Source organism: Streptomyces sp. NPDC054765, from assembly GCF_053612065.1.
This window is the reverse complement of sequence record NZ_JBSHBP010000083.1, coordinates 1-23,359: the sequence shown is the minus strand read 5'-3', so window position 1 is coordinate 23,359 and position 23,359 is coordinate 1. Positions and strand designations below refer to the sequence as shown.

24 protein-coding genes are annotated in these 23,359 nt (G+C 69.5%); 11 read left to right on the top strand and 13 right to left on the bottom strand.

Features of this window, described 5'->3' with window-relative positions; all coding sequences use genetic code 11:
* Positions 1–139: 139 nt before the first annotated feature.
* The 11 genes from ACWGJY_RS33440 to ACWGJY_RS33390 all read right to left on the bottom strand — a co-directional run bounded on the left by ACWGJY_RS33440 (position 140) and on the right by ACWGJY_RS33390 (position 10,839).
* The gene (locus ACWGJY_RS33440) at positions 140–709 is read right to left on the bottom strand and encodes a hypothetical protein (protein ID WP_453264633.1); all 570 of its coding nucleotides are present in this window, start codon (positions 707–709) and stop codon (positions 140–142) included.
* Between the two features lie 93 nt (positions 710–802).
* Entirely contained in the window at positions 803–1,321 is a 519-nt protein-coding gene (locus ACWGJY_RS33435) for a flavin reductase family protein (protein ID WP_453264632.1), read from the bottom strand.
* 40 nt (positions 1,322–1,361) lie between these two features.
* The gene (locus tag ACWGJY_RS33430; protein ID WP_453264631.1) at positions 1,362–2,522 is read right to left on the bottom strand and encodes a fatty acid desaturase family protein; all 1,161 of its coding nucleotides are present in this window, start codon (positions 2,520–2,522) and stop codon (positions 1,362–1,364) included.
* Positions 2,519–3,481 carry a VlmB-like protein gene (locus ACWGJY_RS33425; RefSeq protein ID WP_453264630.1) on the bottom strand — a complete coding sequence of 321 codons (963 nt, stop codon included), beginning with the start codon at positions 3,479–3,481 and terminating at the stop codon, positions 2,519–2,521. Before ACWGJY_RS33425 ends, ACWGJY_RS33430 begins: the two co-directional genes overlap by 4 nt.
* A 187-nt stretch (positions 3,482–3,668) precedes the next feature.
* Positions 3,669–4,685 carry a phosphatidylglycerol lysyltransferase domain-containing protein gene (locus ACWGJY_RS33420; protein WP_453264629.1) on the bottom strand — a complete coding sequence of 339 codons (1,017 nt, stop codon included), beginning with the start codon at positions 4,683–4,685 and terminating at the stop codon, positions 3,669–3,671.
* Positions 4,682–5,206 (bottom strand): hypothetical protein, encoded by a 525-nt coding sequence (locus ACWGJY_RS33415; RefSeq protein ID WP_453264628.1) that lies wholly within the window; start codon positions 5,204–5,206, stop codon positions 4,682–4,684. The genes ACWGJY_RS33420 and ACWGJY_RS33415 overlap by 4 nt, the downstream gene beginning before the upstream one ends.
* Before the next feature lie 3 nt (positions 5,207–5,209).
* Positions 5,210–5,683, bottom strand: a complete 474-nt coding sequence (locus ACWGJY_RS33410; protein ID WP_453264627.1) for a type II toxin-antitoxin system RatA family toxin — start codon at positions 5,681–5,683, stop codon at positions 5,210–5,212.
* Positions 5,665–6,957, bottom strand: coding sequence for an aspartate aminotransferase family protein (locus tag ACWGJY_RS33405; RefSeq protein WP_453264642.1), 1,293 nt, complete (start codon positions 6,955–6,957; stop codon positions 5,665–5,667). The genes ACWGJY_RS33410 and ACWGJY_RS33405 overlap by 19 nt, the downstream gene beginning before the upstream one ends.
* Before the next feature lie 136 nt (positions 6,958–7,093).
* Positions 7,094–8,227 (bottom strand): acyl-CoA dehydrogenase family protein, encoded by a 1,134-nt coding sequence (locus ACWGJY_RS33400; protein WP_453264626.1) that lies wholly within the window; start codon positions 8,225–8,227, stop codon positions 7,094–7,096.
* The gene (locus ACWGJY_RS33395) at positions 8,224–9,951 is read right to left on the bottom strand and encodes an aldehyde dehydrogenase family protein (RefSeq protein ID WP_453264625.1); all 1,728 of its coding nucleotides are present in this window, start codon (positions 9,949–9,951) and stop codon (positions 8,224–8,226) included. The genes ACWGJY_RS33400 and ACWGJY_RS33395 overlap by 4 nt, the downstream gene beginning before the upstream one ends.
* 45 nt (positions 9,952–9,996) lie before the next feature.
* Positions 9,997–10,839 carry an SAM-dependent methyltransferase gene (locus tag ACWGJY_RS33390; RefSeq protein ID WP_453264624.1) on the bottom strand — a complete coding sequence of 281 codons (843 nt, stop codon included), beginning with the start codon at positions 10,837–10,839 and terminating at the stop codon, positions 9,997–9,999.
* A gap of 1,143 nt (positions 10,840–11,982) precedes the next feature.
* Between ACWGJY_RS33390 and ACWGJY_RS33385 the strand changes: the two genes are divergently transcribed.
* The 5 genes from ACWGJY_RS33385 to ACWGJY_RS33365 all read left to right on the top strand — a co-directional run bounded on the left by ACWGJY_RS33385 (position 11,983) and on the right by ACWGJY_RS33365 (position 14,965).
* Positions 11,983–12,336: a PRC-barrel domain containing protein gene (locus ACWGJY_RS33385; RefSeq protein WP_453264623.1), complete on the top strand. Its 354-nt coding sequence runs from the start codon at positions 11,983–11,985 to the stop codon at positions 12,334–12,336.
* A gap of 217 nt (positions 12,337–12,553) precedes the next feature.
* Positions 12,554–12,961 (top strand): ATP-binding protein, encoded by a 408-nt coding sequence (locus ACWGJY_RS33380; protein ID WP_453264641.1) that lies wholly within the window; start codon positions 12,554–12,556, stop codon positions 12,959–12,961.
* A 174-nt stretch (positions 12,962–13,135) separates the two neighbouring features.
* Positions 13,136–13,570 carry an ATP-binding protein gene (locus tag ACWGJY_RS33375; RefSeq protein ID WP_453264640.1) on the top strand — a complete coding sequence of 145 codons (435 nt, stop codon included), beginning with the start codon at positions 13,136–13,138 and terminating at the stop codon, positions 13,568–13,570.
* Positions 13,571–13,811: 241 nt separating this feature from the next.
* A complete protein-coding gene (locus tag ACWGJY_RS33370; protein WP_453264639.1) occupies positions 13,812–14,039 on the top strand; it encodes a DUF6458 family protein in 228 nt (75 codons plus the stop codon).
* A gap of 377 nt (positions 14,040–14,416) precedes the next feature.
* Positions 14,417–14,965 (top strand): ferritin-like domain-containing protein, encoded by a 549-nt coding sequence (locus tag ACWGJY_RS33365; protein ID WP_453264638.1) that lies wholly within the window; start codon positions 14,417–14,419, stop codon positions 14,963–14,965.
* 137 nt (positions 14,966–15,102) lie between these two features.
* Here the strand turns inward: ACWGJY_RS33365 and ACWGJY_RS33360 are convergent, their stop codons facing one another.
* Positions 15,103–15,429: an STAS domain-containing protein gene (locus tag ACWGJY_RS33360; RefSeq protein WP_453264622.1), complete on the bottom strand. Its 327-nt coding sequence runs from the start codon at positions 15,427–15,429 to the stop codon at positions 15,103–15,105.
* Between the two features lie 336 nt (positions 15,430–15,765).
* Here ACWGJY_RS33360 and ACWGJY_RS33355 point away from each other — a divergent pair, with 336 nt between their 5' ends.
* Positions 15,766–16,677: a SigB/SigF/SigG family RNA polymerase sigma factor gene (locus ACWGJY_RS33355; protein ID WP_453264621.1), complete on the top strand. Its 912-nt coding sequence runs from the start codon at positions 15,766–15,768 to the stop codon at positions 16,675–16,677.
* A gap of 97 nt (positions 16,678–16,774) precedes the next feature.
* On the opposite strand, the gene ACWGJY_RS33350 is transcribed toward ACWGJY_RS33355, so the two are convergent.
* Positions 16,775–16,945 (bottom strand): hydrophobic protein, encoded by a 171-nt coding sequence (locus ACWGJY_RS33350; protein WP_453264620.1) that lies wholly within the window; start codon positions 16,943–16,945, stop codon positions 16,775–16,777.
* 281 nt (positions 16,946–17,226) lie between these two features.
* On the opposite strand from ACWGJY_RS33350, the gene ACWGJY_RS33345 reads away from it, so the two are divergent.
* The 5 genes from ACWGJY_RS33345 (at position 17,227) to ACWGJY_RS33325 (ending at position 23,325) form a co-directional block, all read left to right on the top strand.
* Positions 17,227–18,087 carry an RNA polymerase sigma factor SigF gene (locus tag ACWGJY_RS33345; RefSeq protein ID WP_453264619.1) on the top strand — a complete coding sequence of 287 codons (861 nt, stop codon included), beginning with the start codon at positions 17,227–17,229 and terminating at the stop codon, positions 18,085–18,087.
* Positions 18,088–19,317: 1,230 nt separating this feature from the next.
* Positions 19,318–20,016, top strand: coding sequence for a class I SAM-dependent methyltransferase (locus tag ACWGJY_RS33340; RefSeq protein WP_453264618.1), 699 nt, complete (start codon positions 19,318–19,320; stop codon positions 20,014–20,016).
* Between the two features lie 358 nt (positions 20,017–20,374).
* The gene (locus ACWGJY_RS33335; protein ID WP_453264617.1) at positions 20,375–21,925 is read left to right on the top strand and encodes a tryptophan halogenase family protein; all 1,551 of its coding nucleotides are present in this window, start codon (positions 20,375–20,377) and stop codon (positions 21,923–21,925) included.
* 108 nt (positions 21,926–22,033) lie between these two features.
* Positions 22,034–22,672 carry a flavin reductase family protein gene (locus tag ACWGJY_RS33330; protein ID WP_453264616.1) on the top strand — a complete coding sequence of 213 codons (639 nt, stop codon included), beginning with the start codon at positions 22,034–22,036 and terminating at the stop codon, positions 22,670–22,672.
* On the top strand, positions 22,666–23,325 hold the full coding sequence (locus ACWGJY_RS33325) for a cation:proton antiporter domain-containing protein (RefSeq protein WP_453264615.1): 660 nt from the start codon (positions 22,666–22,668) through the stop codon (positions 23,323–23,325). Before ACWGJY_RS33330 ends, ACWGJY_RS33325 begins: the two co-directional genes overlap by 7 nt.
* The last annotated feature ends 34 nt before the right edge of the window (positions 23,326–23,359 follow it).

Here is a 23,359-nt window from a genome sequence, read left to right as displayed (position 1 = left end):
CCGGCTGCCGATGACTGAAGGAGCCTGCCTCCGGAGAACAGGAGGCCTGCCTCCGGAGAACAGGAGCCCCCGCCGGTAGCGGAACCCCGGCCGGCCGTGCCGACGGCCGGCCGGGGCCGCGCCGCCCGTCAGCCGGCCACTACGCCCGTGCCTTCGGCATCTTCGGCACCAGGCCCTGGACACTCTCCAGCACCCCGGTCAGCGTGGCGATCAGCTCACTCAACTGGGCGATTTGCTGAGGCAGTTGGGCGAGCCCGCCGGCCATGTCCGCCGCACCGCCGACCACCTGGGAAACCTGGCCGGCCGCCGCCATCGGGTTCAGGCCGCCCGCCGCCTGGCCGAGTCCCGCGACGGGGTTCGGCAGACCGCCGCCGGCCAACAGCCCCAGCGCGGCGGCCGGATTGCCTGCCGCGCCGAGCGCCGCGAGCGGGTTGCCGCCCGCGAGGGCCAGCGCCGCGAGCGGGTTGACCCCGCCGCTGTTCTTCTTTCCGCTCTTGCCCGAGGCGGTGAGGCCCTGCACCGCGGCAAGCGTGCTCAGCGACCGGAGTGCTTCGGCCGGCAGGCCCGCGAGGGCCTGGAGCGGCAGATCGGCCAGACCGAGTTCCGAGTCCTTCGGATCGTCGTCGCGATCCAGGAGCTCGTCGAACGCCTTCTTCGTGTCATCGGCGATATCGCCGATGAAGTCCTTGAATGTGTCGCTGGTGCCCATGAGCGCAGTCTCCTTGGACGTCGAGGGGACGGGCACCCGGAGCCGGGGCCCGTTGATGCCGCTTGCACGGCAGCTTTCGTGGCACCGTCCGGCTCAGCCGGCGGCGTGGTGCGGTACGGGGTGTCTGCCGCGTCCGTGCAGCAGCAGCCCGGCCGCTTCGGGGTGGTGGCTGCACCAGGCCACCCGGCCGGTCAGCAAGGTGTGATCCCACTCCTCGCGGGTCGCCTCAAGGGTGCAGACGATCCGCACCGGGGCCGGAACGATCAGCGGCTGGCCCAGATGAAAGGCGTGCGAGACACCGTCGAAGCGCCGCTGGGGAGGGCCGGTGGCGAACTGCTCGACCAGATGGCGCTGTTCCCAGCCCAGGACGCTGACCCCGAAAGCGCCGCTCCGGCGGATCCACGGCAGGGTCTGCCCCGACGAGGTCAGGGAGACCACCAGCGCGGGCGGACTCAGGGACAGGGAGAGCAGGGCGCTGACCGTGACGCCGACGGGCCCCACCGGGGTGTTCGTCGTCACCACGGACACACACGACGGCACATGAGCCATCGCCGCGCGGTAGACGTCCGCCATCGGGGCCTGCTGCCGGGCGATGTCAGGCGGTGCTGTCACAGGTTTCCTCCTCCTTGGCTGCGGGGTGTGCGGGTGCCCCTCAGCCCGTGGCGGTTTTCTCGCGCAGGATCCGGCTCGCCGAGTCCAGATGCCGCGCCAGGTCGCGGTAGGACTCCAGGACCCCCGTTTCCGCATACGCGATCCCCCGCTCGTGGCAGAAGTCCCGGACGATGGGGTAGGCCCGCCGCAGCGCGGCGCGTGGCATGCCCGGGAACAGGTGGTGCTCGATCTGGTAGTTCAGCCCGCCGTGGAAGAAGTCGCCCAGCAGACCGGTCGGCAGCGTCCTGGCGGTGAGCACCTGCCGCTCCAGCCAGCTCCACTCCCCGCCGGTACGGGTGGGCAGCCCCTTGTGATTCACGGCGAAGCCCATTCCGAGGAGGTAGCCCAGCAGACCCTGGTGCACCGCGAGGAAGAGCGCCGCGGCCGGCAGCGGCAGCAGCACCAGGACGGCCCCGAGGTAGAGCGTCACATGCGACACCAGCAGACCGCCCTCCAGCCACGGGCGGCGGATCGCCCGGCGGCGCAGCGCGATGAGTCCGGCGAGGCGCAGGACCACCGCCTCCAGACCCAGCAGGGGGAAGAAGAAGTACCGCTGGTTCCGGGCGAGGAAGTGCGCCAGGCCGGACCGCTGCTCGGCCTGTTCGGGAGCGAAGACCGCCACCCGGCGCAGAATGTCCGGGTCCAGCTCCAGATGGTTGGGGTGGTTGTGGTGCCGGTTGTGATGCTGCACCCACCAGCCGAAGCAGACGCCCAGCGCGAGGTTGCCGTGCACCAGCCCGAGCACCTGGATGGTCCGCCGGTGGCGGGAGATCTGCCGGTGCCCGGCGTCGTGCACCAGGAAGGCGATCTGCTCGGACCAGACCGCGAGCCAGCCCGCGACGAGGACGACCTGCCACCACTGGCGCTCGCACAGCGCCAGCGCCGCCCAGCCGAGCCCGTTCAACAGCCAGATCAGGGTGATCCGGCCGGCGTAGCGGGCCCGGCGGGGCTTCATCAGCCCCGCGTCGTGGACGCGCCGGGACAGTTCGCGGAAATCCTCGTCCCGGTCCGCCTCCTGGCGCTGCGCCGCGCCGTCGTCCTGGGACGCACCGTTGATACGGGGTCCTCCGCCGTCGTCCTGGGACACGCCGTTGATACGGGGCGCGCTGCCGTCGTCGGCCGGGGGCGGGGCCGGTACGCCGCGCCCTGCTGTCGTGCTCACCCGCCCAGCCCCATGTACGCGAGCCGCGTTTCCTGGGTCCGGCGGGCCCAGTCGAGGGCGGTGCGCGTCCGCTCCTCGGCGGTGGTGTCGACGAGCCGGCGGCCGGGCCATGCCTCGTAGTCGCCCACCAGGGCGCGGTGTTGCTCCAGCCCCTGCTGGAACAGCTCCTCCCTGCGGTAGGTCATCTCCTGCACCGGCAGACCGGCCCACACCTGTTCCCCCCGCCCCAGCAAGGCGCCGATCCGTGCCTTGTCCTCGGGGTGGCGGTGCAGATGACGGCGGACGATGGTGGAGCCCACCGAGAGGTGCCGGATCTCGTCGATGCCCGCTGCCCGCTCGATCTCGGCGGCCGGGGCGTCGAGCGGCCGCCATTTGCGTTCGCTCAGCTCGGCCGTGGGGGCGAGGACCCCTTCGACCAGCACGGTGAGGGTGACGACCCCGCCGATGTAGTCGCGGTCGCGCTCCAGGACGGACCGCCCGAACCGCTCCAGCGGGTCCAGGATCGCGTCGCGGTCGGCCCCGGCGAGCTTCTCCATCGTGTCGGCCAACGCGTCCTGGGGGACGCCGAGTTCGCGCAGATGACCGCGGAAGGCGTAGGCGTGCCGGGCCTCGTCCATCAGCTGTGTGGTGAAGAAGTCCAGCTCCGCGACGTCGGGAGCGTGGGCGACGAGGAAGGAGAGGGCACGGGCCGCCTTCTCCTCCGCCATCGACCGGAACGCCATCTCCTGCATGACCGCCTGGCGCAGCGGACCGTCGATGAGCATGTGGTCCGGTACGGCCACGTCGCGGGAGCGGCCCATGGGGTCGCCGCGCAGGGTGCCCCGGGGCACCGCGTTCAGCCAGTAGGCGATATCGCAGCCTTCCGGTGTCAGCTCGGTGGTGAGGGCTCCGTCCAGCAGGTCCGGAGCCCGGTCGGGATCCGCTTCGCGAGGGACGGTGTCGGGTGCCGCGCTCAACATCTCGATTCCTCTTTCACTGTTGTCACTGTTCGACGGACTGAGGCAAGGAGCTGGGGAAGGAGCTTGGGGAATGGGGCTGAGGCAAGGGGCTGGTGAAGGGGGCTGAGGCAAAGGGGCTGGTGAAGGGGGCGGGTGGAGCGGGCGGCACGGGCCGGGGAGGCAGGTACGGAAGAGCCGGGCAGGGCCGTCAGACCGTCCTGGTCAGGCGCAGCAGATGCCACACGGCGGCGACGCTCACGCCGTTCTGGAACGCCAGATATTCGGGTTCGATGTGCTGTGGACGCCACTTGAGCTTGAAGGACTCCTGGGCCGCCGCGGGGTAGAGCGCCCGCCCTCTGCTGCCGAGCAGTTCCAGCACGCGCCGCAGGGCCGGGCTGGACGGCCGGGGACTGTGCACCGGATCTCCGAACTGGACGAACGGGGTGAAGCCGAGGTGCAGCCAGCCGCAGCTCTCCTCCTGGAAGTGCTGGAGGGCGGTGGCGAAGAGCAGATCGACGGTCCCGGGAGGCGCCTCGGGCGACCGGCGCGTCAGGTCGTACAGCCAGCCCGCGCGTTCCCCGAAGACGGGCGAGTAGGAGACATAGCCCACCGTCCGGCCCTCGTGGGCGGCGGTGAACAGCCGCCGGTAGGGCCGCCCCGGGCCGCCCCGCTCCCCGATGAGGAAGTCCAGCTCCTTGACGTGCCGGCCCTTGGCCCGGAGCCAGGCGGCGTCCACCCGGTCGAGGGCGGCGGCGCGGGCCGGGTCGTCCGCCTCGCCCGGCGGGGTTTCCTGGACCGTCACGCCCTCGCGCCGTGCCCGGTTGACCATGTTGCGGACCTTGACCATGCGCTGGCCACGGAGGCTGTGGTCCGCCAGCGCGATGCTGAAGGACGCACCGAGCTGGTTGACGACGAAGCCGTGGCCGGCGTGCAGCAGCGCATCGTCCTGGGAGAGCTGCACCGCGCCCACCCGCCGGCGCTCGCCCCGCGCCCGGTCCAGCAGCGCCACGAGGACGCGCTCGCGGTCGCCGTAGGCGCAGACCGGGCCGCACAGCTCGAACAGATGCCGGCGGCCGCTCTCCCGGTAGGCGGCGAATCCGTCGAGTCCCTCGAGGGACAGCCTGCGGATGCCGGTGTTCATGGTGAGGAAAGCGCTGCTGTGCCGGCCGTGGCGGCGCAGTACGCCCACCGCCTCGTCGTCGCTGAGGGCGGCCGGGGCGGTCACCGCACGGCCTCGCTCGGGTGCGGTGCCGCGCCCTGTCGCGGCCCCCGCACCCCGTCGGCCGGAGGTACGGCGTACCAGGGCACGGTCGCGAAGTCCCGGAGCGCGGCACGCACCGCCGGATGCGGGGCGGGCTCGAACGAGACCGTGAAGGACTTCACGAAGTTGCCGAAGAGGCCCCGGTCCCCGAACAGATGGAGGGGGATCACGAGCAACGCCCACTCGGGGCCGGCCAGCCAGATCCAGCCCGCGACGACCAGCCCCTGGAAACTGAGGCTGTGCATCACGTTGTAGAGCACGTAGTAGACCCGGTGGATCCGGCCGTCCGGGCTGCGCCGGAAGGCGACGGCCCCGGGCAGATAGCCGATGACATCGATGTACGCGAAGAGGACCACCGCGACCCACCAGCGGACCGCGCCGAGATGGGCCACGAAGAACCCGCCCGCCACGATGAGCCCGAGCAGGTACTCCAGCCTCAACAGCCGGTAGGTGGTGGGCGTCTGGCACAGGTTGTGGGTGTCCATGTGTCAGCTCCGGCCCGCTGTGGCCGGCACGGCACCGGCCGGCCGGGCACCGGTGAACCAGCCCGCCAGCGCCCGCGCCACGTTGTCCTTGAGAACCCGCTCGGCCGCCGGGTCGAGGAGCTGAGCGAGGCTCGCGACGCCGAAGTCGAAGCAGGTGACGAAGCGGATCTCGCACCCCGACGGGGTCTTTCGCAGCTGCCAGCTGCCCTCGAAGTGCTGGAAGTCGCCGTCCTCCTGGACGAAGTCGATCCGCAGGCGCTCCCGGTCGACGTGGTCCCGCTCGCTCCAGCGGAGCGTGCCGCTACGGAACTGCACCTCCCAGCGGCTCACGGACTCGCCCGGACGCTCCGGGGCCGGTGTGACGACCACCGACCGTACGTCGGGGGCGTGTGCGGGAAAGCCGGACAGGTCGGCCAGGGCGTCGAGCACCTCGGCCGGGGACTGGTCGACGTGCATGGTCAACTCGGCACTGCGCATGGGCGACTCTCTTCTTTCCAGGCGTCGCGGCGGCTCCGGGAGAGCGCCGTACAGGCTTGTTCGAAGGTGGTGAGCAGGATGTCCACGTCCCGGTCCGTGAGGACGGCGGGCGGGGTGAACCTCAGCACCGCGTGCGAGTTCAGCGAGTGGTTGGCGATCACTCCGCGGGAGATCAGCTCCAGCAGGAGTTCGGCGGTCAGGCCGGGTTCGGCCAGCTCGACCCCGATCAGCAGGCCGGCGCCCCGCACCTCGACCAGCAGCTCCCCGAGGCACTCGGCCGCGATCTGCCGGATCCGGGGCAGCAGATGACTGCCCAGCGCCTTCGCCCGGGAGACCAGGCCCTCTTCCGTGATGCAGGCGATGGCGGCCTCGGCCGCGGCCATCGCCACCGGAGCCGCGGAGAACGTGGAGGTGTGCACGAAGGGGTCACTGCCGAACGGCTGGAAGACCTCGCAGCCCGCCACCATCGCGGAGACGGGGATGACGCCGCCGGACAGCGCCTTGCCGACGAGCAGGATGTCGGGGACCACCGCCTCGCGGTCCGCCCCCCACCACGTACCGAGGCGGCCGAGCCCGGTCTGCACCTCGTCGAGCACCAGCAGCGCGCCGTGCGCCCGGCAGGAGGCCGCGACCTCCGAGAGGTAGCCCGGAGGAGGGAGGTGAACCCCGGCCTCCGCCTGCACCGGCTCGACGATCACACATGCGGTGTCGGCCGGGCCCTGGGCCAGTTCCTGTTCGAGCGCGGCGGCATCCCCGTACGGAAGATGACGTACCTCGGGCAGCAGCGGAAGGAACGGATCGCGGTACATCGGGTTGCCGGTGGCCGACAGGGCGCCCATCGTCTTCCCGTGGTAGCCCCCGTGCATGGCCACCACCCGGGTGCGTCCGTGGCAGCGCGCCAGCTTCAGCGCGGCCTCGACCGCCTCCGCCCCGGACCCGGCGAAGTGGACGTGATCCAGACCGGGCGGGGTGACGGCGGCGAGCGCCTCGGCCGCCGCCGCCGCGCGCGGCTCCAGCAGCATCCGGGTGGCCACCGGGTGGGTCGCGAGCTGCTCCGTGACCGCCCGCACCACCCGGGGATGCCGGGCTCCCATCAGCAGTACGCCGTAGCCGCCGCAGTTGAGCAGGGCCTGCCCGTCCGTGGTGAACACCCACGCTCCCGAGGAGCTGCTCTCCACCAGCCCGCCGAAGAGTTCGCCCAATGTCGCACGGGCGGGGCTGAGATGGGCGCGGTAGCGGGCGGTCAACGCGGCCTTCGCCTCCTCGGGGGACATATCGGTGTCGCCGGGGGTTCTTCGCTGCCGTTCGGGTACGGGGGGCGGCGTCTTCGGGTGCCCGGAGGTCCGGGCAGGGGGCGAGGTCATGGGGGCTCCAGGAGGGAACGGAACGGTTCGGGCCAAGGACGACGGCTCAGGGCATGACGAACGGTTCGCCGGCGAAATAGGCGTCCATGGAAGCCGCCGTACTCGTGCGGGACGGCGGATGGAAGGCCAGGGCGCGCCCCGCCGCCAACCGGTAGGCGACATCGGGCGAGTTGATGAAGGCCATCCCGCCGAGGAGCTCCGCGGAGCGGCCCGACAGATCACTCACCGCGTCCTGGACGGCGTAGCGCACCGTCAGCGCATCGGCGAGTGTGCCCGGACCGGTCTCACCGCACTCCAGCCGCAGTGCGACGGTGTCGAGCTGGAGCAGGGCCGAGCGCAGCCCGGCGCCCAGGGCGGCCCGGTCCGAGGCGCTGCCGCGTGACCGGCGGAAGACCTCCTCGACCAGGGACGCCGCCAGGCCCGCATAGACACTGGAGATGATCAGCTGGAACCAGATCAGCCCGGTGCTGGTGAGCCGTTCGGAGTCGGCGGGGTCGTCCCCCAGCCGCAGCAGCTCCTCCGGGCCGCAGGGCACCTCGTCGAAGCGCACTTCGTCGCTCTCCGCCCCGGCCAGCGCGGGGGTGTCCCAGAAGGGGTGCACGCTGATGCCCTCGGCCGTCGCGGGAAGCAGCACGATGGCGGTCTCGGGCTCCTGGCCGTTCTCCGCGGTGAGCCGCACGCTCGCCGTGATCAGATCCATGGACCGTGAGAGGCTGCACGGCTTCTTCGCGCCGCTCACCCGGTAGCGGCCGTCCTCGGCCCGGCGCGCGGTCATCGTCGGCGTCAGGACGCCCTGCCCCGAGGTGCCCTCCGCGAACGCGGAAGCCACCAGCAGCCGTTCACCGGCCACCGCGCCGAGCAGTACGGGGACCAAGGGGTTCACACTCTCCGGGACCGCCCGCAGCGTGGCGACGGAGAAGCCGTGCATCGCGACCGCCGCGCCGAGCGAGGGGGAGTACGACGAGAGGGCCGCCATGGTCCGTACCGCGTCCCGGGGGCCGGCTCCGGCCCCGCCGTGCTCGGTGGGGATCAGCAGCCCGGCGCCGCCGTACTTCCGGAACAGCTCGATCGCGGGGTTTCCCGGCCGCTCCAGCTCCTGGAGCGGGAGCCCCGACAACGCCGGGCACAGCCCCGGCAGCAGCCGGTCACAGTGGGACCGTGCTTCGTCCAGCATCCTCATGACGCGCTCCTGTCGGTGTAGTCGTTGCCCGCGGGGGAGCCGAACACGGCGTCGCGAGGGTTCACCCCGTGGGCCACGCTCACGCCCTGCAGCCGGGAGGTCCGCAGCGGCGGATAGTTGGCCTCCCCGTAGACCCCGCCCGTCAGGCCGGTTCCGCCGTGGGTGGGCAGACAGGGGAGGAAGCCGACGTGGGAGTCGTTGACCTTGAGCAGTCCGCCGTTGCGTACGTCGCGCACGAACCGGTCGACGACCTGGCTGTCCCGCGCCCACACCGAGTTCCGCAGCCCGTAGGCGTTCTCGTTGAGGAAGGCGATCATCCGGCCGAGTACCTGCGCGTCGTCGCCGGGTTCGGCCACGACCACCGGAAGGAGCGGGAAGAAGGTCTCCTCCCGTACGGCGTCGACGAGGCGCGCGCCGGCCAGACCGTCCACCCGCAGCACGGTCGGCTGCAGGAACGGGCCGTTGTCGCTGACGGTCCCGTCGATCTCGATGCGGTGCCCGCCCCGCAGGACACGGGCACCGGCACCGACCGCCTGGTCCAGGAAGGCGAAGAACTTCTCGCTGCGCACCACGGGGGACAGCAGCGTCTCCGGGTCGTCGGGGTAGCCGGGGCGCAGCGCGTCCACGGCCTCGCCGAGCCGGCGCAGCAGCTCGTCCGCGATATCGGGGTGCACCACGGCGTAGTTGGGGACCATGCAGATCTGACCGGAGCCGAGGAAGCACTCCGTCAGTGCCTGTACGGCGCGGTCGAGGTCCGCGTCCCGCCACACGGCGACGCCGTCGTTGCCGGCGAGTTCGAGGATCGGCTTCTTGCCCCGGGCGACGCACTTCGCCTCCAGGCGCAGCCCGAAGTCGGAGGGGCCGATGTAGAAGATGTCGGCGACATCCGGGTCGTTCAGCCAGGACTCCAGGACCTCCTGCGGGGCGGCGCAGAAGAAGTTCAGCGTCCCGGGGGGTGCGCCGGCCTCCTCGAGCGCGGGCACCAGGATCTCCCGCAGCACATACATCGCCCCCAGCGGCGCACTGCGCGGGGCCCGGACCACCAGGGTGTTGCCGGCCAGCATCACGGTGGCGGCCAGCAGCACACTCGACAGCGGCGCGTTCTGCGGCGGGTTGGCACAGACGACGCCGTCCGGCTGGCGGCGGACCAGCATCCTGCGGGGGCCCCGGGCGAACTCCATGTGCAGCTGACCGGCGTAGAACTGAAGGTTCTCCTCGGAGTATCCGCTGAGCAGCCCGGCGAACTGCCACTCCGCGAGGACGCGCGGATGCTGCTCCTGGATCAGCACCTCGATGATCTGGGCGCGATGCGCCTCCAGCCGGCGGCGCACGGCTCGTCCGAGGGCGAAGACCCGTGTACGGGCGGGGGCTGCCGCCCACTGTGGGAAAGCCTCGGCCGCTGCTTTCACCGCCGCCCGCGCGGTCTCGCCATCGGCGACCGAACAGCGGGCGAGGACATTCGGATTTCCCGGATCGCCCTTGCCGCGTTCCAGCGCTCTTTTCGCCCGCAGAGTGGCGAAGACATCATTGAGCATGGCCCGTGCGCTCATGCAGTAGACGCCATTGTCGGAAGGCACGTCGACGCCGCCGACGAATGAGTGGTATTCGCGTGGAGCGGATTGCCGGACCGCTCGCCCGGCGGGCGCTACTTCGCCATTTCCTGGATGCGGGAAATCGGCACGCAAGGATTCCTTGACCGAATCCTCCACCTGGAGATCATTCATCCCGAGGGAACTCCTTTCCGGTCGTCCGGGAGGACGATCAGTACGTCACGTTCGTGTTCCGGTGACCAAGAGCATGCTGAGTTCCTCGCCCCCCTGGAGAAGATTACGAAAAGCCCCCATCCGCTCCACTACATAAGGCAGGCTCCAGGGGTCGGCCACGTCGGTGGACCAGCCGTGGCGGGCCCACCACTTCTCGGAATCCCGCAGCCGCCAGGGCCAGGGGGTCCCCGCCGAGGCCATGTCCGCCAGCCACGGCCTCATGAACGAGGACTGCGCGGTGTCGGCGTTCAGGCATTCGGCGCCCAGGCTGCTGCCCGGCGCGGAGAGCCCGGACACGGTGGTCACGATTTCCTCGACCACATCGGGTTCGAGGTAGTAGAGAAGCCCTTCGCACAACCACGCCGTCGGCTCGGCCGGATCGAATCCGGCCCCGGTGAGGGCATCTGACCAGGCACCGTGCAGATCGGCACCAACGGCGATGCGCTCACCCGCCGCGGGGGTACAGCCCGCCAGCACCCCTTCCTTGAAGGCGTGCACCGCCGGCAGGTCCACCTCGTACAGCCGGGTCCCGGCCGGCCAGTCGAGCCGGAAGGCCCTGGCGTCGAGGCCCGCTCCCAGCAGGACCACCTGCCGGCACCCGGACTCGGCGGCGGCCCTGAGACGGTCGTCGAAGAACCGGGTACGGACCGCCAGCCATTCGGGCAGCAGGACCTGGAATGCCCCCGCCCCCGGCGGGCCGTGAAATCCGCCGGCCGCCGCCACGAATTGCTCCGCCCAGGGGTCGGTGAACAATGCGTCCGGCTTCCGGGATTCGCCTGCCCGCATCTCCGCGGTCCACAAGGCTGTTTCGGAAACACCGACAAGCTCGATTTCACGTTCCGGCGTCACCGGGAATCCCCCTCACCGCGGACGCTCGGCCGGTCGCTAACGACCATCGATGAATAGCCTGCACTGGTCCGTGTCGACCAATTCAAGAAGGCATCCTTTCGTGCGGCATATGACATGCGATAGCGCGATGTCATACGCCAAACGGCCTAACTGGAATGGATCCTACGGTGAGTGATCCGCCCGATCACAAGGCTGTTCTGACAAAAGACCCGGACGGATGAATAATACGACCGCCCGCTCCGGGGTGCAGACGGTGGTTTCCGGCCACCGATTCTCTTTTCCTTCGTGTTTCCCCGACGTTTCCCAAAAGGGTGGCGCCCGCGTGATACGGCCACTGCTCGCCGAAGAGCGGGACCGGGGCTCGGGCACTGCCGCGCCGCGGGGGTCGGGTATCGGACACCGGAGGGGCCGGCCGGAACCTCCGGCGCCGCGCCTTCGGTGCTGCGCCGCGCTCCGACGTCGGCAGGGGAGCGAGGCCCTCAACGGCCCGGCCGTCACAGGGCCTTGGGCGTCCCCTTCGCCGCTGCCCTCGCCCCGCACGAGCCAAAGCCTCTACATCGCGGGCGAGTTGCTCCGCGGCACGGCACGGCACGGCACGGCACGGCATGGCACGGCACGGCCCGGACGGGAGGCTCTTCGGGGCGCCCTCGTGGAGTTACGGTCCTTGCGGGGGTGCGGCGTTGTCCCGTCTGCGGCATCGCGGCATCGCCGGCCTCGGTGATCCGCAGTGGGCAGCAAGGGGCATGCCACGGCCGCGCATACGCCAACTTGTATGCCGCACAGGACTGTTGGGTCGGTGGGCGGTCCCGTGGCCCGCCGGGCGGGTGTGTGGCTGGGCGGAACGGAGGAGTGGCGGCGTTTACGTCCCTTCGAGTGGCGCTTGGCCTGCCGAAGCCGGTCGGCCTGCTCGCGCGTCCGCCTGACAGGGGAGGGCGGACGGTTGCGGTCTCCCCCATTGCTCGCTGTTTTGGAGACAGGTCCCGGGGCAGCAGAGCACTGCCGGGGCGACCGGCACACCAAAAGGCCCGCCACCGTTTCTCCCGTTCTCTTGCTCCCTTGGCCAAGGGAGGGAACAGGGCGGAGCAAAACCCGCTGATACGCGGAGCAAAACCCGCTGATACGTCGCACTGAAAGGGATGTCGCATGAGTTCCAAGGTCTGGGGATATCTTCCCGACTCCGGTTACCGGGCGGGAACGGTCCTCTTGGGGTACAGCGTCGAAGCCGTTGACGGGAGTATCGGCAAGGTCGACAAGCATTCCGATGAGGTGGATTCCGCACACCTCGTCGTCGACACCGGCCCGTGGATCCTCGGGCGCCGCGTCGTGCTGCCGGCCGGCATCGTGACCGGTATCGACCAGGAGGAGGAGAAGATCTACGTCGGTTGCACCCGGCAAGAGATCAAGGACGTGCCCGGTTTCGACGGCGCCGAGCACGAGGCCAGCGTGGACCACTTCCCTCAGGTCGGGGTGTATTTCGGTGGATTCCCCCTGGTGTGAAGCGTGCCCGGTGCCGGAGGAGCCGGCCGCCGTCCCGGTGACGGCCGGCCCGGTCCGCCATCCGCGTAGCACCGTGAGCGAGGGTGCGTGAATCCTCGGATCCGGGGAAGCCGTCAAGGAACCCTCTCGTCGAAGTAATCTTCTACGCGGCTCTCGGAGCGGGCGGCGGGGGAGCCCCAGGGCGTGGAGATGGATCAGGCGTGAGGTGAGAGGCGTGATGGGCACGCAGCAGACCCCGGTGAACAAAGCGGCGGACGCGCGGGCCCGTGTTCATGAGCTGCTGGCCGCGCACCGTCCGCGGGTCGATGAACGCTCCGTGATCGACGCGGTGCTGGTCACCTCGGAATTGGTGACCAATGCCCAGCGCCACGGCGGCGGACTTTCCGGTTTCTCCGCCCGGATCGCGTCCGGTCTTCTGGAGGTGACCGTCGCCGATCACAGTCCCCGGGAGCCTGCCACGGCCGTCGGACGGGAAAAATATGCGGTGGGTGGATATGGCTGGCCGATGATCCAGCGACTCACCGCCTGTGTGGCCATTGTCCCGACCGCGGGTGGCAAAGCCATTACCGTTACCGTTCCCCTCACCTTTACCGTTCCCCTCGCTTTCGACCGGGCGGCCGGCTGATGCCCTCGGCGGTGTGACAACGCCGGGCGCTTCCCCCCTTGCCGGTCCGTGTGCCGTGCCGTGTACCCATGCCCGCTGTGGCCTCCGTAAGGGGGCCTGAGAGTATTGCCGTCCTGCCGTCCAGCCGTGCGAGAGAGCACCCCGGCCGGCAATGCCCGCCGGGCGGGCAAAAGGATGCAGCGCCGCCAGGACGGTCCGGGCGCATTGAGGTGGAAGTGTGTGATGCGGGGAGTACCTGCAAGGGCAGCCGAGGCACGCAACTTCGTGCACGACTTACTGCACGGGACAGGCAGCCCGGTCGATGACCTGGCCCTCGTCGATGCCCTCCTGGTGACCACGGAGCTGGTCACCAATGCCCAGCGGCACGGGGACGGGCTCACCGGGTTCACCGCGCGGATCGTCGAGGGGTGCCTGGAACTGGCGGTCGAGGACGGAAACCAGCGCCGCCCCGCCACACGTGCCCCGCGTGGCCCCGGTGCCACGGGGGGATACGGCTGGCCCCTGATACAACGGCTCGCCCACACCGTCGACATCACCCCGACCGCGACCGGCAAAACCATTCGGGTGACCTTGCCCCTCTGCGCCGTCGGCCCGTTCCTGTCTTCGTGAGGCGGGCGGGGCTGGCCCCGGACAGCGACCCACCGCGCCGCCCCGCCGGAGCACCTGCACCCCGGGCTGACGAGGCCGCCGCGGTGGCGTGCGCCGCCAGATCCGGGCCGCGGCGGACGGGTGATGAGCGGGCTCGATGGCGCCGATCCCCGCCGTGCCGAAGCGATTTGACCCATGAATGTGCTGTGCCGGGGCATACGCGAGGGCAGCAGGTTTTCCCGACGAGATGGTGAGGGTGATCATGGGTATCGGCGGATGCATTGGACTTATCGCGGTGGGTGCCATTTTGACGTTTGCGGTGGACTGGCATCTGTCCGGCGTCAATCTCGATCTGGTCGGGCTCATCATGATGGCCGTGGGAGTGATCGGCCTGGCCACCTATGTGAGCATCCTCAAGCGCCGGCGTGTCCAGCCGCCGGCTCCCGGAGCTCCGGTGGTCGATGTCGAGGAGACGCGTACCTACCGGTGAATGACGTGCCGGTGCATACGGGCGAGGAAACTCCGCCCGCATCATGCCGCCCTTGAGGCTCCCGCCGAATCCGGTCGGCGACTGCCCGCGTCCGGGAATCGCCGGGAACCGGCCGACGCAGGAAACACCTCGCGTCCGGCGGAATGACGCCGGCCGTCAGCTCGGTTCTGGGCATACTTGCTGTCGTCGCCCGGGGAGTCGTTCTCGGCCTTGCTGCGTCATTCCTGAACAGTGATGAGTTCAAGAGCTTCCAAGGTCGCCTCGCCCATGCGTCCAGCCTGTATCAAGACGTCGGTGCCGGACCGGTGAAGCACTGGCCGGTCCAAGAGAACCGAAAACCGACAGCCGAGATCCGACATCCGAAGGGCAGGAAGACTGTGGCCGAATTTCTTACCGACATCCATACCCTCCGCGAGCGCGCACGACGCGAGATCGAGAAAGGACCGGTCACCGAGGCGTACGGAGCCGACCTGCCGCGCGTCCTACAGGTGCTGAACGAGGCGCTGGCCACCGAAATCGTGTGCACCCTGCGGTACAAGCGGCACTACTACACCGCTTCCGGGCTCTATTCGGAACCGGTTGCCGCAGAGTTTCTGGAGCATGCCGCGGAGGAGCAGCAGCACGCCGACAAAGTGGCGCAGCGCATCGTCCAGCTCGGTGGGGAACCCGACTTCAACCCGGACACGCTCACTTCACGTTCGCACGCCCACTACGACGCGAGCGCCGACCTCATCGAGATGATCAGGGAAGACCTGGTGGCCGAACGTGTCGCCATCGCCTCGTACACCGAAATCGCGAAGTGGCTGGGGGACGGCGATCCGACCACGCGACGCGTATTCGAAGACCTGCTTGCCCAGGAGGAGGAGCACGCGGACGACCTCCGAGGGCTGCTGGAACGCATTCCGCAGGACATGAAGAACCGTTGACGCGAGCCACGGCACCGGGTGCCCCGGTCCGCAGCCAGGTGCCCGGCTCACCACGACGGCCACCATCGGCCTGAGCCGGCATGGCGCCGGCACTGGCGGGGGCGGGGGCGGTGGCAGTGGTGGCGGTGGTGGTCCACTCAGACTTCGAGGGCGCGGGGCATGTTGTCGGCGAGCGTGAAGTAGTCCGCGGTGCAGGTGACATCGAAGAGCCGGCGGATGACTTCGTGGAGCGGGCCGGCGATGACCAGCTTGCGCGACTGACGGTGGTGGGCTCGCTGGGCGGCGAGCAGCACATGCAGCACTGTGGAGTCGGCGAAGTCGGTGAGGGACAGATCGACGACGGTACGCGGAGCTCCGGAGTCCTTCGCCAGCGCACATGCCTCTTCCAGGAGAGGGGCGCTGTCGTGATCGAGGGACCCGCTGACGCGAACGACGAAGACCTCGTTCTCGACAGTGTGAGTCACCACAGCCGGTGTATGAACGTACATGGCCGCCAGCATGCCATGAGCTGCGCGCACAGGTTCTGGGCAGTCTCCTGTTCGGCCCATCACCATCCTTCCCCCGAACGGGCCCGCGTCGTCAGCTCATCGAAGGACCTCCGGCACGGCACCGATCGCTCTCGTGCGGTATGTGCCGATGCGCCGGTCCGTTCCCCGTGAACGACCCCGGAATTCCACCGATGGCCCCCTCCCGTCCACCGATTGCGCCACCCTGTGGGGTGATGGTTCGGCCAACACGCATAGGAGCCCCGGTGTCAGGCAATGGGCGTGCTCAAACGACCTGAATTCCGGAGGTGAATCATGAACGCGGTTTTCGAGGACGTATCGGACGCAAAACTGCGGGGGGCCGCCCATGGCGGGCCGTCACCGCGCGCCGGAGAATCTTCCACCACGCTTCCTCACATCGAGGACGCCGGGAGCGTTGCTCCCCATGACGCCAAGGCGCTGTCGCCGCTGTTCTTCGAGCGGCTCGGGGAACTCCAAGAAGGCACCCCCGCGTATCAGTACGCCCGCAACACGCTCATCGAGATGAACCTGTCGTTGGTGCGCTATGCGGCCTCTCGGTACAGAAGCTATGGCGACCAGATGGAGGACATCGTCCAAGTCGGCACCATCGGTCTCATCAAGGCCATCGACCGGTTCGACCGCTCACGCCGGACGGAGTTCGCGGCCTTCGCCATCCCTCACATCCTCGGCGAGATCAAGCGGTTCTTCCGCGACACCAGCTGGGCCGTTCACGTCCCCCGCCGGCTGCAGGAGCTCCGCGTCGACCTGGCACGGGCAACGGAGCAACTGTCCACCCTCCTGGAGCGGGAACCCACGGTCAAAGAACTGGCCGAGCACATGCAGCTCACGGAAGAGGAGATCATCGAAGGCATCGCGGCCGGCAACGGCTACACGGCCGTCTCCCTCAACGTCTCCGTCAACGTCTCCTGCGACGGCGATACGGCCCAGGGCGGCAGCGGACCGTCCTTCGCCGACGTCCTCGGCGCGACCGACCCCGCCACCGAGAGCATCGAGGACCGGTGCACCCTGGCCTCGCTCCTGCAACTGCTCAGCGACCGCGACCGCCTCATCATCCAGCTGCGCTTCGGCCGCGAGATGACCCAGGCGCAGATCGGTGCGGTACTCGGCGTGTCCCAGATGCATGTCTCCCGGCTGCTCGCCCGCATCATCAAGCAGCTCCGCAGGGGAATGCTCAGCCGGCAGTGACCCGGCGCGGGGCCCCGGGCCGCTTCCGGCGTCCCCACCCCACCGGGAGTGACGCGCCGCTTTCCCGTACGGTCCCTTTCCCGAACGGCGCGACGGGCTACCAGCGGTACCACCGGCCGCGCTTGCCGCCGGCTCCCGCGGAACGCATCACAAAACCCAGTGCCCAGAAGACGAGTACGACCACCGCGGCAAACCAGAGTGCCTTGAGGGCGAATCCGGCGCCGAAAAGAAGCAGTGCGAGAAGAAGTACGAGAAGCAGGGGACCCATGGTTATCCACCTCCGAGCCCTCATGTGCCCCGGCCCCGCACTCGGACACAACGTTTCTTCAAAGAAAATCGGGGCACAATCACGGGCCGACGGGTAATGCACCGCGCAAGCAGAACACTCCCCGGGCCGTGCGGCGCCCGGCATTCCCGCGGTGCGCGCCACCCTCGTCCCCCTGCCGGAGCGCTGATCACATCTGCGTCCGGTTCACAGGCATGCCGGTGTGAGAACGGGGTAGGCGGCCGCTGCAGCGTCCGCGGGTGCCGGGCGCGCGGGAAGGCGAGATGACCACCACCGTGAGCGAGAGCACGACCGAGCAGCGGTACGCCGGCACGGACTCCGTACTGCCGGAGGTGACGCAACCGCAGAAGGTGGCCCCGCGCGACGCCAAGGAACTGTCGAAGCAGTTCTTCGAGCGGCTCCAGGTGCTCGAAGAGGGCACGCACGAGTACCAGTACGCGCGCAACACCCTCATCGAGATGAACATGTCGATGGTGCGCTATGTCGCCCGCCGCTACCGCAACCGCGGCGACGACATGGAAGACGTCATCCAGGTGGGCACGATCGGCCTGATCAAGGCCATCGACCGGTTCGACCTCGCGCGTGAGGTGGAGTTCTCCACCTTCGCCGTGCCCTACATCCTCGGGGAGATCAAGCGGTTCTTCCGTGACACCGGATGGGCCGTCCATGTGCCCCGCCGCCTCCAGGAACTGCGCAGTGACCTGGCCAAGGCCAAGGAGCACCTCGCCGCCGCCCTGGACCGCGACCCCACCGTCCGTGAACTGGCCGCCCATCTGGACCTGTCGGAGGAAGAGGTCATCGAGGGCATCGTCGCCGCCAACGGCTACACCGCCGGCTCGCTCGACACCCCCGCCGACCCGGACCCGTCGGAGCAGCGCCGCACCCTCGTCGACGTCCTGGGGGAGAACGACCCGGCTCTGGAGGCCGTGGAAGACCTGCACGTACTGGCTCCGCTGCTCGACACGCTCGATGCCCGCGAACGACGCCTCATCGAGCTGCGTTTCGGCCAGGAGATGACCCAGTCGCAGATCGGTGACGAGCTCGGTGTCTCCCAGATGCACGTCTCCCGGCTGCTGACCCGTACCTTGTCCAAGCTCCGTTCCGGGATGCTCACCGAACGGTGAGACCACCGCCCGCGGCAGGCGGGCCGGTGCCGCAGCAGTCGTCCTGAGGATCCGCCTCACCCTCGTCGGTGCCGTCACCAGCAGTCCGCTGGGGACGGCACCGACGTTTGCTTTGCCCCCTCGGCTCTCGGCTCTCGACCGGCACCGGCCGGGGCGGCGACACGCGAACCCGCCCCGGCAGAGTCACCAGGGGGCGAAGTCCCTGGGCCCGCACCGCGATACCGGTGCGATAAGAGCGCGATAACCTCACGATAACGACGTGTGCCAGGGTCTCTCGATGGCCGTTTTTCCTCGTCGGACCGGCGATGTGCAAAGGTGCATTCCCAGGATGGCGAGACCTGCCCGCCCGGGAGCGCGCCGCACGACCGGCCCGACGGCCGGGAGGCGCTGACCCTGCGACGCTTGGACGATGCGCTCGATGCCGATGCCGATGCCGAACTCAGCGCGCCGGCACCCGAGTCGGCCGGTACCGGTCCTGCGCACCGGCCGTTACGGCCGGGCGGCCCGGGTGTCCGTACCCCGGAGCCGCTCAGAGGTGTTCGTCATACCTGAGAGCTATGCACCAATGGCTCTTGAGCGTGATGCCGTCTCCGGCCGCGGAGCCTAGTCTTATCCTTGGTCATACAAGGAGCGGAGGGGAACGGCGGCTATGCGCGCTGCGAGGCGGGGGAGGCGCGGCCCGGTGACGGTCGCCGCCGGAGCCTTCGCGCCGCCGGCCACCGCGCTGTCCCGGCCGGCCGTCGGCGTGCCCGCCCCGCCACGGCGCTCTGCCGTGCAAGAGGAAACCCTGCAGACGCGGTCCGCGGCCAACGGTGCGTCCCTCGCCGAGTCCGTGCGTGCCGCACGACGAAGGGGCGGCGCCGGCCCACAGCCACACCTCGGCCAACTCCACGTCCCTGGCCGGAGGTTCCGCTCCTGGTCCGAGCTGTCCATACGGGTCCCGGTGCGGGCGGGCCGGGGGACGTGACGGCCATGACATCGACATGTGGCGACCCGCTGTTCGGTCGCCCGGCGCGCCGCGACATACTGCCCGGAGCCGCCGCTCGCCCGGCCCGGATCCCGGTGCTCGCTGTGGCGACCGTAGCTCCGTTCGCGCTCTTCCGGCAGGTGGAGCAAGTGTCCCGGTCCGCTTGTCACAAGGCGGCATGACGATCTGCCGGCCCCCGGGTGTGCCGATCTCCTGAACCAATGTCCGTTCTCATCAATACGCAATATCCCGGTGGAGGGAAAATGGAATCCATAACTGTCGAGCACATCAGCGGTCTGTACGCGAAGTACCAGGACGACTTGCGGGTGGTCCGTGACGCCCAGCGGAAGTTCCTCCAGGACCGGGGCAAGTCGATGAAGGCGCAACTCGACGACTACGAGGCGGAGATGACGTATCTCTTGCTCCGTGATCTGCGCCCCGAGACCGTGGTGGAGGTCGGCACCTTCTACGGCTGGTCCACGATGTGGATCCTGAGCGCGCTCCGTGACAACGGGACCGGACATCTGCACTCGTTCGACATCGTCGACAATGTGGTGCGCAATGTTCCGGGTGAACTCTCCGCGGACCGCTGGACGTTCAACAAGGGCGACATCCAGCAGCACCCGGAGAAGGTGCCCGCCGAGACGGACTACCTCTTCATCGACGCGGACCACGGGGCCCGGTTTGCCCACTGGTACATCGAGAACCTGTTCCCTGCCGTTCCGCCGCGCACGCCCACCAGCGTCCACGATGTCTTCCACGGCCGTCGCCCGAAGCCGTTCAGCGAGGGTTCGGTCATTGTGAAGTGGCTGGCCGAGCAGAACATCGAGTTCCTCACGCCGTCCACGGCCAAGGCCCCGCAGGTGACGGAGCAACTGGCCGCGGTCAAGCGGGAACTGGGCCTCGACGAGCCGGTGCGGAACAGCGACCACAACCCGATGATCTTCTTCACCCTTCCCTAGCGTCACAGCACAGGCCCGTCCGGGGCTCGTCCCGTCCAGGGGCTCCGGCGGGGCGACCACCTGGGAAAACGTCCGCCGGCGGAGCAGGATCTCCTGCTCCGCCGGCGGACGTTCGCGTTCCCGGGCCATCGGGCGGCACCCACAGCGGCCATGCGCACATCCCAGAGCGGTTCCCACCGGAACGATCAGTTCATGTCCACCCGGGATATCAGGCATGAAACTTCGATAACGAAAGAAAATCCGGACCTGGCTAACTTCGCCCCAGGCGCGCCGCCCAGCCCTCGGCGGGCGTTGCCGGCACGATCCAGCTCTCATCCCTGACCAGCTGGTTCCGGTTCTTCGACGCAGGAGTTTCACCGTGATCAAGTCAGTTGTCATTGTCGGCGGCGGCACCGCGGGCTGGATGAGCGCCTCGTACCTCAAGGCGGCTTTCGGGGACCGTATAGAGGTGACGCTGGTGGAATCCGACCGGGTCTCCACCATCGGTGTCGGAGAGGCGACATTCAGCACCGTCCGGCATTTCTTCGACTATCTCGGGCTCGAAGAGCACGAATGGCTGCCGGAGTGCGCGGGCTCCTACAAACTGGGAATTCGCTTCGAGAACTGGCGAAAGACCGGCCACCACTTCTACCACCCCTTCGAGCGGCTGCGGACCTCCGAGGGATTCACCCTCGCCGACTGGTGGCTGCTGGAGGGCGACCGCACCGAGCCCTTCGACCGCTCCTGCTTCATCACACCGGCGCTGTGCGAATCCCAGCGCTCCCCGCGCATGCTCGACGGCTCGCTGTTCGCGGGTGACCTCGACGGTTCCCTGGGCCGCTCGACGCTGCAGGAACAGCGCGACCAGTTCCCCTACGCGTACCATTTCGACGCCGGTCTGCTGGCGAAGTTCCTGACCAAGTACGGAACCGACCGCGGAGTACGGCACGTCGTGGACGATGTGGTCGACGTCGCCCGCGACGAGCGCGGCTGGATCGGCCATGTGACCACCCGCGAACACGGGGAACTCGCCGGCGACCTGTTCATCGACTGCACGGGCTTCCGCGGTCTGCTGATCAACCAGACCCTGGAGGAGCCCTTCGAGTCCTTCCAGGACGTGCTGCCGAACAACCGCGCCGTCGCCCTGCGCGTCCCGCAGCCCGACCAGGCCACCAAGGGCATGAACCCCTACACCACCGCGACGGCGATGGACGCGGGCTGGATCTGGACCATTCCGCTGTTCGGCCGCAACGGCAACGGCTATGTGTACTCCGACGAGTTCTGCACACCGGAGGAGGCGGAGCGCACACTGCGTGCGTTCGCCGCGCCCGGTCAGGAGGATCTGGAGGCCAACCACATCCGTATGCGGATCGGCCGCAACCGCCGGTCCTGGGTGAACAACTGCGTGGCCATCGGTCTGTCCAGTGCGTTCGTCGAGCCGCTGGAGTCCACCGGAATCTTCTTCATCCAGCACGGCATCGAGCAGCTGGTGAAGAACTTCCCGGACGAGCGCTGGGACCCGGAGCTGAGCAAGGGCTACAACGACCGTGTCGCACACGTCCTGGACGGCGTGAAGGAGTTCCTGGTCCTGCACTACCGGGCGGCGCAGCGCGAGGACACCCCGTACTGGAAGGAGGCCAAGGTCCGCCCCCTTCCGGACGCGCTCGCCGCACGGCTGGAGACCGCCTCCTCACACCTCCTGGACGAGCACACCATCTATCCCGCCTACCACGGCTTCGAGCAGTACTCGTGGATCACCATGCTGCTGGGCCTCGGCCATGAGCCGGCCCGTCCGCGCCCCACGCTCGCGCATATCGACCCGGCCGGCGCGCGTGCGGAGCTGGCGGCTCTGCGGGCCGACGCACAGCACCTGGTCAGCACCCTTCCCAGCTGCTACGAGTACCTCGCCTCGATCAACAAGGCCGGCTGAGCACGGGCCCTCCGCTTCTCCGCCGACGCCCGTCCCCACCGTGGATACGGGCGTCGGCGCCGCACCTTCCCCGTACGCCATCTGTCCTCTCCTGAAGGGCGACCGCGCATGGTCAGCCGCCTGCCCGTACCACCGGCCTCCGCACGCCCCGCCCCGCGTCCCCTCCGGTGGGAGAGCCCCGGCCAGAGCCGGCCGCCGGTACCTGCCGACGGCTTCCGGTCGCTGATGAGCGGCTTCCCCGCCGGGGTCGCCGTGGTCACCACCTATGGTCCCGACCGGCTCCCCCGTGGACTGACCTGCACCGCCCTGGCCAGCGTCACGGCCGATCCGCCGATCCTCTCGGTCTGCCTCACCACCCGGGGAGAGACCCTCCAAGCGCTGCGGACCTGTGGCATGTTCGCGGTGAACCTGCTGCACGACCGGGCCCGGCACACCGCGGAGGTGTTCGCGAAACCAGTGGCGGACCGGTTCGCCCGCACCGGGTGGCAGCCGTCGCCGACGGCCGGCCTGCCGTGGCTGTCCGACGATGCGTTCGCGACCGCCGAATGCCAGGTGGCCCATCTGGCGGAGGTGGGCGACCACACGGTGGTGCTGGGTCTGGTGACCGGCCTCGTCCAGGTGCCGGGGACCCCGCTGCTGTACGGGGCACATCGCTTCGCCTCATGGCCGGGCGGCGAGATACCCGGACCACAATGGCTGCCGGAGGCACCGGCGCTGCAGGCCACCGCCCCGGACACGCCATGCTGACGCCGGTGGAACTGGCCGCCGCGAGCAGCGTTTCCGGAGTCGATCCGATGGCACGCTTTCTGCTGGCCGTCGCCGTGGTCGTGCTGCTCAGCCACCTTCTGGGCGTGTTGCTCGGCCGACTGGGCCAGCCCCTGGTGATCGGCGAGATCCTCGGCGGCCTGCTCCTCGGCCCCTCGGCGCTCGGCTGGGTGTGGCCGGCCGGCCAGGCCTGGCTGCTGCCGCCCGAAGTCACCTCGACGCTCAACATGGCCGCCCAGCTGGGGCTGGTGACCTTCATGTTCCTGCTCGGATGCGAACTGCGTATGGAGCGGACGGCCCGAACGGCCCGAACGGCCCGTATGGACCACCCGGCCCGAACGGACCGTACGGACCACCCGGCCCGTACGCGCCGCACGCGCCGTACGCGCCGCACGGGCCGCACGGGCCGCACCGGGCCCATGGGGCGCTCGGCGCTCGTCGCGGCCGTTGCCGGGGGGATGGGCCTGCCGTTTCTGGCCGGGACCGGTATCGCGGCCGTCGCCCCCGCCCTGCTGAAGGGCTCGGTGCACCAGTACGCCGGCTATCTCTTCTTCTTCGGGCTCGCGATGTCGGTCACTGAGGCTCCGCCAAGCTCGTTTCCGCAGTTCAGTGGGGCTGGTGTGATGCGTCGGTGAGGTCCTCACGCTGGCAGGTGCAGTGATCGTTAGC